The sequence below is a fragment of the Pseudomonas sp. 58 R 12 genome (genome assembly GCF_900005865.1).
In the GTDB taxonomy this organism is placed as follows: Bacteria; Pseudomonadota; Gammaproteobacteria; order Pseudomonadales; family Pseudomonadaceae; genus Aquipseudomonas; species Aquipseudomonas tritici.
Genome location: NZ_CVTP01000021.1, coordinates 126,968 through 142,752 on the forward strand (window position 1 = coordinate 126,968; position 15,785 = coordinate 142,752).

At 58.9% G+C, this 15,785-nt stretch carries 13 protein-coding genes; 3 read left to right on the forward strand and 10 right to left on the reverse strand.

Translation table 11 applies throughout. The annotated features are described in order from the left end of the window. Position 1 precedes the first annotated feature (1 nt). The 10 genes from BFP95_RS17935 to rpsB all read right to left on the reverse strand — a co-directional run bounded on the left by BFP95_RS17935 (position 2) and on the right by rpsB (position 10,487). Positions 2-505, reverse strand: a complete 504-nt coding sequence (locus BFP95_RS17935) for an OmpH family outer membrane protein (RefSeq protein ID WP_033902788.1) — start codon at positions 503-505, stop codon at positions 2-4. 45 nt (positions 506-550) lie between these two features. Beyond that, on the reverse strand, positions 551-2,938 hold the full coding sequence (bamA, locus tag BFP95_RS17940; RefSeq protein ID WP_049709662.1) for an outer membrane protein assembly factor BamA: 2,388 nt from the start codon (positions 2,936-2,938) through the stop codon (positions 551-553). 74 nt (positions 2,939-3,012) lie between these two features. After that, positions 3,013-4,365, reverse strand: coding sequence for a sigma E protease regulator RseP (gene rseP / locus BFP95_RS17945; RefSeq protein WP_065872442.1), 1,353 nt, complete (start codon positions 4,363-4,365; stop codon positions 3,013-3,015). A gap of 53 nt (positions 4,366-4,418) precedes the next feature. Beyond that, positions 4,419-5,609 carry a 1-deoxy-D-xylulose-5-phosphate reductoisomerase gene (gene ispC, locus BFP95_RS17950; RefSeq protein ID WP_065872571.1) on the reverse strand — a complete coding sequence of 397 codons (1,191 nt, stop codon included), beginning with the start codon at positions 5,607-5,609 and terminating at the stop codon, positions 4,419-4,421. Beyond that, positions 5,606-6,412 (reverse strand): phosphatidate cytidylyltransferase, encoded by an 807-nt coding sequence (locus tag BFP95_RS17955; protein ID WP_065872443.1) that lies wholly within the window; start codon positions 6,410-6,412, stop codon positions 5,606-5,608. The genes ispC and BFP95_RS17955 overlap by 4 nt, the downstream gene beginning before the upstream one ends. After that, entirely contained in the window at positions 6,413-7,168 is a 756-nt protein-coding gene (uppS, locus tag BFP95_RS17960) for a polyprenyl diphosphate synthase (protein ID WP_065872444.1), read from the reverse strand. 17 nt (positions 7,169-7,185) lie between these two features. After that, complete coding sequence (frr, locus tag BFP95_RS17965; RefSeq protein ID WP_049709667.1) at positions 7,186-7,743, reverse strand: ribosome recycling factor; 558 nt, start codon at positions 7,741-7,743, stop codon at positions 7,186-7,188. Beyond that, on the reverse strand, positions 7,740-8,483 hold the full coding sequence (gene pyrH, locus BFP95_RS17970; RefSeq protein WP_003172271.1) for a UMP kinase: 744 nt from the start codon (positions 8,481-8,483) through the stop codon (positions 7,740-7,742). The genes frr and pyrH overlap by 4 nt, the downstream gene beginning before the upstream one ends. A 210-nt stretch (positions 8,484-8,693) precedes the next feature. Beyond that, positions 8,694-9,557: a translation elongation factor Ts gene (gene tsf / locus BFP95_RS17975; protein WP_065890112.1), complete on the reverse strand. Its 864-nt coding sequence runs from the start codon at positions 9,555-9,557 to the stop codon at positions 8,694-8,696. A gap of 192 nt (positions 9,558-9,749) precedes the next feature. Continuing rightward, positions 9,750-10,487 carry a 30S ribosomal protein S2 gene (rpsB, locus tag BFP95_RS17980; protein WP_049709669.1) on the reverse strand — a complete coding sequence of 246 codons (738 nt, stop codon included), beginning with the start codon at positions 10,485-10,487 and terminating at the stop codon, positions 9,750-9,752. Between the two features lie 387 nt (positions 10,488-10,874). Between rpsB and map the strand changes: the two genes are divergently transcribed. From map to dapC, 3 genes are all read left to right on the forward strand, one after another. Next, positions 10,875-11,669, forward strand: a complete 795-nt coding sequence (map, locus tag BFP95_RS17985) for a type I methionyl aminopeptidase (RefSeq protein WP_065872446.1) — start codon at positions 10,875-10,877, stop codon at positions 11,667-11,669. Between the two features lie 64 nt (positions 11,670-11,733). Further along, positions 11,734-14,436, forward strand: a complete 2,703-nt coding sequence (locus tag BFP95_RS17990) for a [protein-PII] uridylyltransferase (protein WP_065872447.1) — start codon at positions 11,734-11,736, stop codon at positions 14,434-14,436. Between the two features lie 143 nt (positions 14,437-14,579). Further along, a complete protein-coding gene (gene dapC, locus BFP95_RS17995) occupies positions 14,580-15,779 on the forward strand; it encodes a succinyldiaminopimelate transaminase (RefSeq protein ID WP_065872448.1) in 1,200 nt (399 codons plus the stop codon). Positions 15,780-15,785 lie beyond the last annotated feature (6 nt).

The following is a 15,785-nucleotide window of genomic DNA, read 5'->3' on the forward strand; positions in this document are numbered from 1 at the left end:
CTTACTTCAGCTGGTTCATGCGCTCGATCACCTGGCGGGTGATGTCGTATTGAGGCTTGACGTCGATAACCGCGCCACGCTCGAACACCAGGTCAAAGGCACCTTTCTTGATGACTTCTTCAACGGCGCTGTCGAGTTTCGGCTTCAGCTGTTTAAGCATTTCACGGTCAGCAACCGCTTTGGCTTCGTTCAGCTCTTTGGACTGGAACTGGTAGTCACGGGCCTTTTGCTTGAATTCAAGCTCCAGACGCTCGCGCTCGCCTTGCTGCATCTTGTCGCCACCGGCTACCAGACGATCCTGGATGCCCTTGGCGCTGCTTTCCAGCGTCTTGAGTTTGGTCAGTTGCGGACCGAATTTTTTCTCGGCATCCACGGCATAACGCTTGGCCGCATCGGATTCCAGCAGGGCCATCTGATAGTTCAGCACGGCAATTTTCATTTCGGCAAAGGCCGGGGTCGCTACCAGCACGGTTGCCAGCAGAACCAATTGAGTCAACTTACGCACGATGCACTCCTACAGAATCCGTTGTCGTTATCTTGGGTCAGACGCTTAGAACGTCTGGCCGAGGGAGAATTGGAAAATCTGGGTTTCAGCGTTATCCGGTTTCTTGATCGGCATGGCCAGAGCAAAGCTCAATGGGCCAAGCGCAGTTACCCAAGTCACACCCACACCCACGGAGCTTGCCAGGTTGCTCAGGCTCACGTCGTTGCACTGGGTGTCGGACTTCACGCCACTCGGGTTACGGATCTGCTCGCACTTGGAGTCGAACACGTTACCCACGTCCCAGAATACAGAGGTACGCAGGGAACGCTGATCTTTTACGAACGGCAGCGGGAACAGGATTTCCGCACCACCTTGGATCAACACGTTACCACCGAACGGCAGCGGGTCGTTGTCGGAGTCAGCCACAGTGCCTTGGTTACCGGTTACGCCAACACCACGGCTTGGGGTACCACGTGGGCCCAAGGTGCTGTCTTTGAAACCACGTACGGAGTTGAAGCCACCCGCGTAGTAGTTCTCGTAGAACGGTAGACCGTTGGTGGAGCCATAACCATCGCCATAACCCAATTCAGTGTGCAGGCGCATGGTGTAGTTGTCGCTCAACGGCGTGAACAGTTGGCCACGGTAGTCAAGCTTGAAGAACGACAGGTCGCTGCCCGGCGTGGTGGTTTCCAGGGTCAAGCTCTGGGAGTGACCACGGGTCGCCAGTACACCTTTATTCAGGGTCGACTCGGACCAGCCGGCAGACGCCTTGAAGTTCAGGAACTTGTCACCTTCACGACGGGTGAAGTCAAAGATCTCATCCACGGTGTAGACACCGGTCTTGATCTCATCTTGTTGCGCAGTCAGGCCAAAGGTCAGGCGCGACGTCTCGCTGATCGGGTAACCAACGTTGACACCGGCACCGAGGCTGTCGATTGCATAGCTTGCAACGTCAACGTCGAGGTCTTTGTAGTCGGTGGTGCGGTAGAAGGCGTTGTAGCCCAGGCTCACACCATCAGCAGTCCAGTAGGGGTCGGTATAACCGAAGTTATATCGGCTCTGGTATTCGCTTCGGGTCAGGCCGATAGACACGCGGTTACCGGTACCCAGGAAGTTGTTCTGGGTGATGGAGCCACCAAGGATCAGACCGGCACTTTGTGCGAAGCCGACACTGGCGGTGATCGAGCCCGAGGCTTGTTCTTCCACGGCGTAGTTCACGTCAACCTGGTCATCCACACCCGGTACGGCCGGGGTTTCGACGTTGACTTCCTTGAAAAAGCCCAGGCGCTCAAGACGGGTCTTGGACTGGTCGATCAGGTAAGTCGACGCCCAGCCACCTTCCATCTGACGCATTTCACGACGCAGTACTTCGTCCGCCGACTTGGTGTTGCCACGGAAGTTGATGCGGTTCACGTAGGCACGCTTGCCGGGATCGACGACGAAAGTGATGTCCACGGTGTGGTCATCATCATGCGGGGTCGGCACGCCGTTGACGTTGGCGAAGGTATAGCCTTCGTTACCCAGGCGGCGAGTGATCAGTTCTGACGTGGTGGTCATCAGCTTGCGCGAGAACACCTGGTCTTTCTGCACCAGCAGCAGCGCCTTGACCTGGTCTTCAGGCACTTTCAGGTCGCCGCTCAGCTTAACGTCACGAACCTTGTACTTCTCGCCTTCGTTGACGTTGACTGTGATGTAGACGTGTTTCTTGTCCGGGGTGATGGACACCTGGGTCGAGGCGATATCCATGTTGATATAGCCACGGTCCAGGTAGTAGGAGCGCAGGCGTTCCAGGTCACCAGACAGTTTTTCGCGGGCGTACTTGTCATCGTTCTTGAAGAACGACAGCCAGTTGGTGGTCTTGAGCTCGAACAGGTCGATCAGGTCTTCATCAGCGAACTTGGTATTACCCACCACGTTGATGTGCTGGATCGCAGCCACGGTGCCTTCGTTGATATTGACCTTGAGGCCCACACGGTTGCGAGGCTGCGGCACCACCTCCGTTTCCACGGTCGCGGAGTAGCGGCCCTGGGCAACGTACTGGCGTTGCAGTTCGTTACGCACACCTTCAAGGGTGGCGCGTTGGAAGATCTCGCCTTCGGCCAGGCCGGATTGCTTCAGACCTTTCATCAAGTCTTCAGTAGAGATCGCCTTGTTGCCTTCGATCTCGATACTGGCGACGGAAGGTCGCTCGACAACGGTGATGACCAGGACGTTGCCTTCACGCCCCAGTTGGATGTCTTGAAAGAAACCGGTTTTGAACAGCGCACGAGTGGACTCCACCAGGCGACGGTCATCAGCCTGTTCACCGACGTTCAACGGTAATGCACCAAAGACGCTACCGGCGGAAACCCGCTGGAGGCCGTTGACGCGAATATCGGAGATGGTGAAGGACTCGGCGTGAACTTCGGCGATCATCAATACGGTGAGAACCGCAGTTAGCAGCAGACGTTTCATGAAGTCCTTTCTTATTCCAACTGGCAATAAACAAACTGCCGCAAAATGCGGCAGATTCGCAATTCAGCGAAGCGTTACAGTCGACCCAGATCGTTGACCAAGGCTAATAACATCACCCCGACCACCAAACTGATACCGATCTGTATCCCCCAACCCTGCACCCGATCCGACAAGGGGCGACCACGCACCCACTCGACCAGATAAAACAACAGATGTCCCCCATCCAATACTGGAATGGGCAACAAATTCAGAACACCCAGGCTAATACTCAGATAAGCCAGGAAATTCAGGAAATCCGCGACACCCGACTGGGCAGAAGCGCCCGCCACTTTAGCAATGGTTATCGGTCCACTCAAGTTTTTTACCGAGAGCTCGCCGAACAACATTTTCTTGAGGGATTCCAGGGTCAGCACGCTCATGGTCCAAGTGCGTTTTGCACCCTCGCCAATTGCTGCCAACGGCCCGAAGCTGACCTCACGCACCATCGACGGCGGCCATTCGACACCTTTGACCCCGGCACCGAGGTAACCCCCGGCCGCCTTGGCTTCCCCGCGAACCGACAAGGTCACTGGGACGTCGATTTGAGCACCGTCGCGCTCAACTTTCAGCAGAATTTTAGTATCAGGACGTACACGAACCAGGTCGACCACCTGCTGCCAGTCGCCCAGCGCCTGTCCATCGAGGGCCAACAGCCGATCGCCGGTTTTCAGGCCAGCGGCCTGGGCCGGACCTTTCGGATCGAGCTCCGCCAGGACCGGCGGCAAGGCCGGACGCCATGGACGTATGCCCAGGGACTTGATCGGGTCAGGTTCATCAGCGCCCTTGAGCCAGTGGTCGAGGGTCAGATCACGCGGGGTTTCGGTAGTCGAGTCCTGTTCACGCACCACCACATTGACGATGCCGCTTTCGCCCAGGCGGCGCACCAACTGCAGATTGACCGCGCCCCAACCTGTGGTGGGCTCGCCATCAATGGAAACAATTTCCTGCCCGGCAACCAGGCCGGCCTTGGCGGCAATACTGTCCGACTCGACCGCTCCGATGACCGGACGCACCTGCTGGCTGCCCAGCATGGCCAGGACCCAGAAGAACACCATCGCCAACAGGAAGTTGGCGATCGGGCCAGCGGCAACAATGGCGATACGCTGACGAACGGTCTTGCGATTGAAGGATTGGTCCAATTGATCTGCAGGCACTTCGCCTTCGCGCTCATCGAGCATCTTGACGTAGCCACCCAGCGGGATGGCCGCAATCACGAATTCGGTGCCTTGGCGGTCATGCCAGCGCAACAGCGGCATGCCGAAACCGACGGAAAAGCGCAGTACCTTGACGCCGCAACGACGCGCGACCCAGAAATGGCCGAATTCGTGGAAGGTAACCAGCACACCCAGAGCAACCAGGGTGCCGACGATCATGTAAAGCGCACTCATCTAATTTCTCCGCATTCCAATCCAGCGCCTAGAGGCTCAAACCCGCCCAAAGACTAACGCGCGTTCCGGCTCAACCATTGCCCAGCCAGGGCTCGAGCCTTGGTATCAGCCTCGAATACCGCCCCCAGATCATTCACCGCCACGACAGGTTCAAGCGCCAGGACGTCCTCGATGATACTCGCGATCTGCGGAAAGCGGATGCGCCGTTCGAGAAACGCTGCCACAGCCACTTCGTTGGCTGCATTAAGCATCGCCGGCGCGCTGTTACCCGCTTCGGCAGCTTGCCGCGCCAGGCGCAGGCAAGGAAAGCGCTGCTCGTCCGGCGCTTCGAAGTCCAGACGGGCCACGGCAAACAGGTCCAAAGGCGCCACGCCGGAATCAATCCGCTCCGGCCAGGCCAGGGCATTGGCGATAGGGGTGCGCATATCGGGATTGCCCAACTGCGCCAACACCGAACCGTCCACGTAATCAACCAGCGAATGAATCACACTTTGCGGGTGAATCACCACCTCGACCTGATCCGGACGCGCATCGAACAGCCAGCACGCCTCGATCAACTCAAGGCCCTTGTTCATCATGCTCGCCGAATCCACCGAGATCTTTCGCCCCATGGACCAGTTCGGATGAGCGCACGCCTGATCGGGCGAGACATGCTCCAGCTCAGCCAACGGAGTTTGCCGGAACGGACCACCAGAGGCCGTCAGCAGGATCCGGCGCACGCCAACCTGGCTCAAGCCGCGCGCATAGTCACCGGGCATGCACTGGAAGATTGCATTGTGCTCACTGTCCAGGGGTAGCAATACGGCGCCGCTTTTGCGCACCGCCTGCATAAACAGTGCGCCGGACATCACCAGCGCTTCTTTATTGGCCAGCAGGATCTTCTTGCCGGCATCGACGGCAGCCAGGGTCGGACGCAAACCGGCTGCACCGACAATAGCGGCGACTACGGTATCCACGTCAGCGTCAGCCGAGACCTGGCACAACCCCTCCTCCCCCACCAACACCTGAGTGGCAAGCCCGGCAGCCCGCAGGTCATCCTGCAGCCCCCGAGCCAGAGCGGCTTCGGGCACTACGGCAAAGCGCGGCGAATGACGCACGCACAAGGCCAGCAGCTCGCTCAAGCGGGTAAACCCGGTGAGGGCGAAGACTTGATAGCGATCAGGATGACGCGCAATCACGTCAAGGGTACTCAGCCCTACCGAGCCGGTTGCACCCAGCACGGTTACTTGTTGCAGGCGGCTCACGAAGCCGTCATCCACAACAGCACGGCGAAGATTGGAATGGCCGCGGTCAAGCTGTCAATGCGGTCCAGCACGCCGCCATGGCCCGGCAGCAGGTTGCTGCTGTCCTTGATCCCGGCCTGGCGCTTGAACATGCTTTCAGTGAGGTCGCCCACCACCGAAATGAACACCACGATGGCCGTGGCCACCAGCGCCAGCAAAATTTCCTTCACCGACCAGCCACGCACAACGCCGACGACCAGCGCGATCACCAGCGTCAACGCGAGACCACCATAAACGCCTTCCCAGCTTTTGCCAGGGCTGACTGCCGGCGCCAACTTGCGCTTGCCGAAGGCCCGGCCCGAGAAGTAGGCACCGATATCCGCCCCCCAGACCAGCACCATCACGGCCAGGATCAGCCAGTTACCCATAGGGTAACGCTTGATTTCAACCAGCCCTTGCCACGCCGGTAAGAGGATCAACACGCCAATCACCAGCTTGCAGGCAACGCTGGACCACTTGCCGCTGGTACGCGGGTAAGTCAACACAAGGAACGTCGCCAGCGCCCACCACAGCACCGCCGCCCCCAACACCCAGGGCGCAATGTCCGGCAGGATGTACAAGAGAAACGCCAAGGCAGCCACGACAGCGGCATACACCACACGCGGCAACTGCGCGCTGAAACCCGCCAGGCGCGCCCATTCCCAGGCACCCAGCGTCACGACCAGGCCGATAAACAGCGCAAAGCCGGAACCCTCGAGCAGGAAAAACCCACACAAGGCGATCGGCAACAGGATCAGTGCTGTGATGATTCGTTGTTTAAGCATTTAAACCCGGGCTCCAGCTTCGATCTGCTCGCTCGTTTTACCGAAGCGACGTTGACGGGAAGCGAAATCAGCCAGTGCTTTACGCATGGCATCGTGTTTGAAGTCCGGCCAGAACAGGTCGGAGAAGTACAGCTCGGTATAGGCCAGCTGCCACAACAGGAAATTGCTGATGCGGTGCTCACCACCGGTACGGATGCACAAGTCAGGCAACGGCAGGTCGCCGGTAACCAGGCAGGTTTGCAACAGTTCGGGCGTGATGTCGTCGGGACGCAGATGACCGGCCTGCACTTCGCGGGCGAGCCGCTGTGCAGCCTGGGCGATGTCCCACTGGCCACCGTAGTTGGCTGCGATCTGCAGCACAAAACGGTCGGCGCCGGCGGTAATAGCCTCGGCTTCGCGCATGGCGGCTTGCAGCTCCGGGTGGAAGCGCGAGCGATCACCGATGATACGCAGGCTGATATTGTTGTCGTTGAGGCGCTTGGCCTCACGACGCAAGGCCTTGAAGAACAGATCCATCAAGGCACTGACTTCTTCGGCGGGCCGCTGCCAGTTCTCACTGGAGAAGGCGAACAAGGTCAACACTTCGACCTTGGCCTCGGCACACACCTCAATTACAGCCCGTACCGCATCGACACCCGCTTTATGCCCGGCGACACCCGGCATAAAGCGTTTCTTCGCCCAGCGATTATTCCCATCCATGATGATCGCGACATGGCGCGGCACCACGGAGGGTACAGTCTGCTTGGTCTTTTCCATGAAGGCGTCCTGACCCCTTATACGGCCATCAGGTCCTTTTCTTTTTCTTCCGTGGCCTTAGTGATCTGGGCCTCGGCATCTTTGGTCAGCTTGTCGATATCGGCAACGGCACGGCGCTCTTCGTCTTCGCTGATTTCCTTGTCCTTGACCAGCTTCTTCAGATCACCCAAGGCATCACGACGAATGTTGCGCACGGCAACCCGCGCATCTTCAGCTGCGCTGCGCGCCTGCTTGGTGAAGCCCTTGCGGGTTTCTTCAGTCAGGGCTGGCATGGAGATCAGCAGCAACTCGCCCAGGTTGGTCGGGTTGAGGTTCAGACCGGCGCTCTGGATGGCCTTGTCGACGGCGCCGAGCATGTTGCGCTCAAAGGCGACGACTTGCAGGGTGCGCGAGTCTTTTACAGTGATGTTGGCCACTTGGGTGATGGAGGTATCTGCGCCGTAATACGGCACCATCACGCTGCCCAGAATGCTTGGGTGAGCCTTGCCTGTACGAATCTGACCAAATGCATGGTTCAGGGAGTCCAGGGATTTCTGCATACGCTCTTGAGCGTCTTTCTTGATTTCGTTGATCATTGTTGGCCTTCCTCGATCAGAGTCCCTTCTGCGCCGCCGTGTACGATATTCAGCAGGGCACCGGGTTTGTTCATGTTAAATACGCGTAGTGGCATCTTGTGGTCGCGGCACAGGCAAATAGCCGTCAGGTCCATCACGCCCAGTTTGCGATCCAGCACTTCATCGTAGGTCAGATGATCGAACTTCTCGGCATGCGGGTCTTTGAATGGATCTGCGGTGTAAACGCCGTCTACCTTGGTCGCCTTGAGCACCACGTCAGCATCGATTTCGATGGCGCGCAGGCACGCTGCCGAGTCGGTGGTGAAGAACGGGTTACCTGTGCCAGCGGCGAAGATCACCACTTCCTTGGCGTTCAGGTGGCGCATGGCTTTGCGGCGGTCATAGTGATCGGTCACGCCGACCATGGAAATAGCCGACATCACGATAGCCGAGATATTGGCGCGCTCCAGGGCGTCGCGCATAGCCAAGGCGTTCATCACAGTGGCCAGCATGCCCATGTGGTCGCCCGTGACCCGATCCATGCCGGCCGCACTCAGTGCCGCGCCGCGGAACAGGTTACCGCCGCCGATCACCAGGCCGACCTGAACGCCGATACCGACCAGTTGGCCGACTTCCAGCGCCATGCGGTCGAGCACTTTGGGATCGATCCCGAACTCTTCCGAGCCCATGAGGGCCTCGCCGCTAAGCTTGAGTAGAATGCGTTTATAGCGAGCCTGATAACCACTGCCCTGCTGAGCCATTGCGAATCTCTCCTGCGGCGTATTTTTAAAAATTCTTGGCGAGCCGTTTACGGCTTGCGTTCACTCTAGCTGGACGCTGCTACAGCGCCATCGGAACACGGCTTTGTAAGCCAGTTCCGAAGGGATGCCAATTAAAATCGGCCTTCCCATTTGAAAAGAGGCTGCGCGCGTGAGCGGGCAGCCTCTTTCGGGCGACAGTTGAAAACTGTCTTATTGCTTGGCGGCAGCCAGCTGGGCAGCAACTTCTTCAGCGAAGTTGTCGACCGGCTTCTCGATGCCTTCGCCTACTTTGAAGTAGGTGAAGGAAACGATTTCAGCACCGGCTTTCTTAGCCAGCTCGCCAACCTTGATTTCAGGGTTCTTGACGAACGCCTGCTCAACCAGGCTCGCTTCAGCCAGGAACTTGCTGATACGGCCTTTGACCATGTTCTCAACAATGTTTTCTGGCTTGCCTTTGATTTTTTCTTCGTTCAGCTGCAGGAAAACAGCCTTTTCACGCTCGATGGCTTCGGCAGAAACTTCCGAAGGCAGCAGGAACTCAGGGTTGCTGGCCGCTACGTGCATAGCGATGTCTTTGGCCAGCTCAACGTCGCCGCCTTTGAGGACAACAGCAACGCCGATTTTGTTACCGTGCAGGTAACCACCAACCACATCACCTTCAACGCGGGTCAGGCGACGGATGTTGACGTTTTCGCCAACCTTGCCGACCAGTACCAGGCGATCAGCTTCCTGAGCAGCGATCAGCGGAGCGACGTCAGTCAGTTTGTCGGCGAACGCTTTATCAACGCTGGCGGCAACAAATGCCTTGAAGTCGTCCTGCAGGGCCAGGAAGTCGGTCTGCGAGTTCACTTCCAGCAGAACAGCAGATTTGCCGTCTTCTTTCAGAGCGATAGCGCCTTCAGCAGCCACGTTGCCTGCTTTCTTGGCAGCCTTGATGGCGCCGGAAGCACGCATGTCATCAATGGCTTTTTCGATGTCGCCGTCAGCCTTTTCCAGGGCTTTCTTGCAATCCATCATGCCTTCGCCGGTACGCTCACGCAGTTCTTTAACCAACGCTGCAGTAATTGCTGCCATTTTCAAATTCCTCTTGGATAGGTTTTCAACCACTCCACCCGATCGAACGGGGGATCAATTCTTCCCGAACCACCCTTGTTAGCCGCTGCACGTTACAGATGTTGTAGCTGCGCTGCCGACAAATGGTTTTCGAGGTGGCAAAAAGGGGGCCAAGCCCCCTTTTTGCTTACTGAGTCAACGCCAGGGCGTCAATTACTCAGCTGCGGCTACCGGAGCTTCTTCAACGAACTGCTCGGCACCACCAGCAACGTGGTTGCGACCACGGATTACAGCGTCAGCCATCGAACCCATGTACAGCTGGATAGCGCGGATTGCGTCATCGTTGCCTGGGATGATGTAGTCAACGCCTTCCGGGCTGCTGTTGGTATCGACTACGCCGATAACAGGGATGCCCAGCTTGTTGGCTTCGGTGATCGCGATGCGCTCGTGATCAACGTCGATAACGAACAGTGCGTCAGGCAGACCGCCCATGTCCTTGATACCACCCAGGGAACGATCGAGCTTTTCCAGGTCGCGAGTGCGCATCAGCGCCTCTTTCTTGGTCAGCTTGGCGAAAGTACCGTCTTCGGCTTGCACTTCAAGGTCACGCAGACGCTTGATGGAAGCACGGATGGTTTTGAAGTTGGTGAGCATGCCGCCCAACCAGCGGTGATCGACGTACGGCGAACCGCAACGTGCTGCTTCTTCAGCAACGATCTTGCCAGCGGAACGCTTGGTGCCGACGAACAGAATCTTGTTTTTGCCCTGGGCCAGGCGCTCTACGAAAGTCAAAGCTTCGTTGAACATTGGCAGGGTTTTTTCAAGGTTGATAATGTGGATCTTGTTACGCGCGCCGAAAATGTATTTACCCATTTTCGGGTTCCAGTAACGGGTCTGGTGACCGAAGTGCACACCGGCCTTCAGCATATCGCGCATGTTGACTTGGGACATGATAGTTCCTTAATAAGTCGGGTTTGGCCTCCACGTATCCCAATGACCAACCAGCGGCTTCAAGGCCTCCGGCACCCAGGTCATCGTGTCGACACGTGTGTGGATTTAAGCTCTGCGGGGTATCCCCGGAAAGCGGCGCATTTTATACCACAGCATCGGCAAAAACGGAACACGCAATCACATTTGCCGCAGGGTGCTTTCGTGTAACCCCTTGAATAGAGCTCACATAGCCCTACCTTATAGAGAGAAGCGATCATCAGAGGCTCATGATTTGACGCCATCGTCTGTTAGAATCGCGTTTTTTGTGGCTTGTGCGAATTCTGTAACCTTTTGTCGCACGCCCGTAAACCGTATTGATTTCAGCGCGTCGCGCTAGAGAGAGCCTGTATGACCGTTAGTTTGAAAACCGCCGAAGACATCGCCGGCATGCGCATCGCCGGCAAACTGGCTGCCGACGTGCTGGAAATGATCGCCGAGCACGTCAAGCCCGGCGTGACCACCGAGACCCTGAACCAGATCTGCCATGACTATATCGTCAACGTGCAGGGCGCTATCCCTGCGCCGTTGAACTACAAGGGCTTCCCCAAGTCGATCTGCACCTCGGTCAACCACGTGGTCTGCCACGGGATTCCGGGGGACAAACCGTTGAAGGACGGCGACACCCTGAACATCGACGTTACCGTGATCAAGGACCGCTACTTCGGCGACACCAGCCGCATGTTCCACGTCGGCACTGTGCCGGTCTGGGCCGAGCGCCTGTCCCAGGTGACCCAGGAATGCATGTACAAGGCCATCGAAATCGTCAAACCCGGTTGCCGCCTGGGCGACATCGGCGAAGTGATCCAGAAGCACGCTGAAAAGAACGGCTTCTCGGTGGTGCGCGAATTCTGCGGCCACGGTATCGGCACCGTGTTCCACGAAGAGCCACAGATCCTGCACTACGGCCGCGCCGGCACTGGCATGGAGCTCAAGGCAGGCATGACCTTCACCATCGAGCCGATGATCAACCAAGGCAAGGCCGATACCAAAGTGCTGGGCGACGGCTGGACCGCCATCACCAAGGACCGCAAGCTCTCGGCCCAGTGGGAACACACCCTGCTGGTCACCGAAACCGGCTACGAGATCTTTACCCTGCGCGCCGACGACACAATCCCGCGTACTTCCGGTGCTGCTTCGGCGTAACGGTTGCTCAGGTTTTCCCCCACTGTGTTGTGACTGACTGATAGATAGAAAGGAAAGCCGATCGATGCCCCAGGTGGATCCCGAACTCTTCGACCGTGGCCAGTTCCAGGCCGAACTGGCCCTGAAGGCGAGCCCCATCGCCGCGTTCAAGAAAGCTATCCGCCAGGCCCGCGAGGTGCTCGATGCGCGCTTTCGCAGCGGCCGGGACATACGTCGGTTGATCGAGGACCGCGCCTGGTTTGTCGATAACATCCTGCAAAAGGCATGGGAACAGTTCAACTGGAGCGAAGACGCCGACATCGCCCTGGTGGCGGTCGGCGGCTACGGACGTGGCGAGTTGCACCCCTACTCCGACATTGACCTGCTGATCCTGCTGGACAGCGCCGACCATGAGATCTTTCGCGATTCCATCGAGCGTTTTCTGACGCTGTTGTGGGACATAGGCTTGGAAGTCGGCCAGAGCGTGCGCTCGGTCGACGAATGCGCCGAAGAGGCCCGCGCCGACCTCACGGTGATCACCAACCTGATGGAAAGCCGCACCATTGCCGGCCCCGAGCGCCTGCGCCAGCGCATGCTCGAAGTCACCAGCACCGCGCACATGTGGCCGAGCAAGGACTTCTTCCTGGCCAAGCGCGCCGAGCAAAAGGCCCGGCATCACAAGTACAACGACACCGAATACAACCTGGAACCCAACGTCAAAGGCTCACCGGGCGGGCTGCGGGATATCCAGACGATTTTGTGGGTTGCCCGCCGCCAATACGGCACCTTGAACCTGCGGGCACTGGCCGGCGAAGGTTTCCTGGTAGAAAGCGAGAACGCCCTGCTGGCCTCCTCCCAGGAGTTCCTGTGGAAGGTGCGCTACGCCCTGCACATGCTCGCGGGGCGCTCCGAAGACCGCCTGCTGTTCGATCATCAGCGCTCCATCGCCACCTTGCTGGGGTTTGAAGGCGAGGACGCAAAGACCAGCATCGAAAGCTTCATGCAGCAGTATTACCGGGTGGTCATGAGCATTGCCCAGCTCAGCGACCTGATCATCCAGCACTTCGAAGAGGTGATCCTGGCCCCTGAAGACGAAGCGCCGCCGCAACCGATCAACTCGCGTTTCCAACTGCACGACGGCTATATCGAAGCGCGCAACGACAATGTGTTCCGCCGCACGCCGTTCGCCATGCTGGAAATCTTCGTGCTGATGGCCCAGCAGCCGGAAATAAAAGGCGTGCGCGCCGACACCATTCGCCTGCTGCGGGAAAACCGTCACCTGATCGACGACGATTTCCGCAACGATATCCGCAACACCAGCCTGTTTATCGAGCTGTTCAAGTGCAAGATCGGCATCCACCGCAACCTGCGGCGCATGAACCGTTACGGCATCCTTGGGCGCTATCTGCCTGAGTTCGGCTTTATCGTCGGGCAAATGCAGCACGACCTGTTCCACATTTATACCGTGGATGCGCACACCCTGAACCTAATCAAGCACCTGCGTAAATTGCAGTACACCCAGGTATCAGAGAAATTCCCGCTGGCCAGTAAGCTGATGGCCAAGTTGCCCAAGCCCGAGCTGATCTACCTGGCCGGCTTGTACCATGACATTGGCAAGGGCCGGCATGGCGACCATTCCGAGATCGGTGCGGTGGATGCCGAGGCGTTCTGCCAGCGCCACCAGTTGCCGCTGTGGGACAGCCGCCTGATCGTGTGGCTGGTGCAGAACCATTTGGTGATGTCGACCACCGCCCAACGCAAGGACCTGTCCGACCCGCAGGTGATCCACGACTTCGCACAGACCGTCGGCGATGAAACCCACCTCGACTACCTGTACGTCTTGACCGTCTCCGACATCAACGCCACCAACCCGACGCTGTGGAACTCCTGGCGCGCCAGCCTGCTGCGCCAGCTGTACACCGAGACCAAGCGCGCCCTGCGCCGCGGCCTGGAAAACCCGGTGGACCGCGAAGAGCAGATCCGCCGCACCCAAAGCGCGGCGCTGGACATATTGGTGCGCGGCGGCAACGACCCGGACGACGTCGAGCAGCTGTGGTCGCAACTGGGTGACGATTATTTCCTGCGCCACACCGCTGGCGACGTGGCCTGGCACACTGACGCGATCCTGCAGCAGCCGGCCGATGGCGGCCCGCTGGTGCTGATCAAGGAAACCACCCAGCGCGAATTCGAGGGCGGTACGCAGATCTTCATTTATGCGCCGGACCAGCATGACTTCTTCGCCGTGACGGTGGCCGCCATGGACCAGCTCAACCTGAACATCCATGACGCCCGCGTGATTACCTCCAGCAGTCAGTTCACCCTTGACACTTATATCGTGCTCGACACCGATGGCGACTCCATTGGTGACAACCCAGCACGCGTGAAAAAGATCCGCGAAGGCCTTACCGAGGCCCTGCGCAACCCTGACGACTACCCGACCATCATCCAGCGCCGGGTGCCGCGCCAGCTCAAGCATTTTGCGTTTGCGCCCCAGGTGACCATCTCCAACGACGCCCAGCGCCCGGTGACGGTGCTGGAACTCAGCGCCCCGGATCGCCCGGGCCTGCTGGCGCGGATCGGTGGGATTTTCCTGGAGTTCGACCTGTCGTTGCAGAATGCCAAGATTGCAACCCTCGGCGAGCGCGTGGAAGACGTGTTCTTCATCACCGACGCCGACAACCAGCCGCTGTCCGACCCGGAGCTGTGCCGCCGCTTGCAGGAAGCCATCGAGCAGCAATTAAGCGTGACCCAGGAACCGAACGTCGAGCTGACGCGCCTGACTATTTGAATTTTTAACTTTGTAAACACGATCCCTGTGGGAGCTGGCTTGCCTGCGATGGCATCGCTGCGGAGTCTCTGGTGTACCGCGGCGTCCCCATCGCAGGCAAGCCAGCTCCCACAAAGTCCGTGTTCACCGTGATAGAGGCTTACATGAACAACGCCCTGAACCAGCTGCAGCCCTACCCGTTCGAGAAACTGCGCGCCCTGCTGGGCAGTGTTACGCCGACCCCGGATAAGCGCCCGATCGCGCTGTCCATCGGCGAGCCGAAGCACAAATCCCCGACCTTCGTGGCCGAAGCGCTGAGCAATAACCTTGACCAGATGGCCGTGTACCCGACCACCCTGGGCATCCCCGCGCTGCGCGAGGCCATCGGCGCCTGGTGCGAGCGCCGCTTCGATGTGCCCGAGGGCTGGCTCGACCCGGCGCGCAACATCTTGCCGGTCAACGGCACGCGTGAAGCGCTGTTCGCCTTCACCCAAACCGTGGTCAATCGCGGCGACGACGCGCTGGTGGTGAGCCCGAACCCGTTCTACCAGATCTACGAAGGCGCCGCGTTCCTGGCCGGCGCCAAGCCGCACTACCTGCCGTGCCTGGACGCCAATGGCTTCAACCCGGATTTCGACGCCGTGACGCCGGACGTCTGGAAACGCTGCCAGATCCTGTTCCTGTGCTCCCCCGGCAACCCGACCGGCGCGCTGATACCGGTCGACACCCTGAAAAAACTCATCGCCCTGGCCGACGAATACGACTTCGTGATCGCTGCCGACGAATGCTACAGCGAACTCTACTTCGACGAACACACCCCGCCGCCGGGCCTGTTGAGTGCCTGCGTCGAGCTGGGTCGCCAGGACTTCAAGCGTTGCGTGGTGTTCCACAGCCTGTCCAAGCGCTCCAACCTGCCAGGCCTACGCTCCGGTTTTGTGGCCGGCGACGCCGACATTCTCAAGGCTTTCCTGCTGTACCGCACCTACCACGGTTGCGCGATGCCGGTGCAAACCCAACTGGCGAGCATTGCTGCCTGGCAGGACGAAGCCCACGTACAGGCCAACCGTGATCTGTACCGCGAGAAATTCGATGCGGTGCTGGCGATCCTCAAGCCAGTACTGGACGTGCAAAACCCCGACGGCGGTTTCTACCTGTGGCCGAATGTCGAAGGTGATGACGCCGCTTTCTGCCGGGATCTGTTCGTAGAGGAACATGTCACTGTGGTGCCAGGCTCGTACCTGTCGCGGGAAGTCGACGGCTTCAACCCCGGCGCCGGGCGTGTGCGCATGGCGTTGGTTGCCCCCTTGGCGGAGTGTGTGGAAGCGGCGGAGCGGATTCGCGATTTTATTCAGCGTCGCCGCTAATGGCCT

Bases quoted from the DNA above. Each gene is read 5' to 3' on its own strand.
- rseP (WP_065872442.1), bottom strand. From the start codon at position 4,365: ATGAGTGCGCTTTACATGATCGTCGGCACCCTGGTTGCTCTGGGTGTG.
- rpsB (WP_049709669.1), bottom strand. From the start codon at position 10,487: ATGTCCCAAGTCAACATGCGCGATATGCTGAAGGCCGGTGTGCACTTC.
- BFP95_RS17990 (WP_065872447.1), top strand. From the start codon at position 11,734: ATGCCCCAGGTGGATCCCGAACTCTTCGACCGTGGCCAGTTCCAGGCC.
- BFP95_RS17955 (WP_065872443.1), bottom strand. From the start codon at position 6,412: ATGCTTAAACAACGAATCATCACAGCACTGATCCTGTTGCCGATCGCC.
- uppS (WP_065872444.1), bottom strand. From the start codon at position 7,168: ATGGAAAAGACCAAGCAGACTGTACCCTCCGTGGTGCCGCGCCATGTC.
- tsf (WP_065890112.1), bottom strand. From the start codon at position 9,557: ATGGCAGCAATTACTGCAGCGTTGGTTAAAGAACTGCGTGAGCGTACC.
- map (WP_065872446.1), top strand. From the start codon at position 10,875: ATGACCGTTAGTTTGAAAACCGCCGAAGACATCGCCGGCATGCGCATC.
- frr (WP_049709667.1), bottom strand. From the start codon at position 7,743: ATGATCAACGAAATCAAGAAAGACGCTCAAGAGCGTATGCAGAAATCC.
- pyrH (WP_003172271.1), bottom strand. From the start codon at position 8,483: ATGGCTCAGCAGGGCAGTGGTTATCAGGCTCGCTATAAACGCATTCTA.
- dapC (WP_065872448.1), top strand. From the start codon at position 14,580: ATGAACAACGCCCTGAACCAGCTGCAGCCCTACCCGTTCGAGAAACTG.
- bamA (WP_049709662.1), bottom strand. From the start codon at position 2,938: ATGAAACGTCTGCTGCTAACTGCGGTTCTCACCGTATTGATGATCGCC.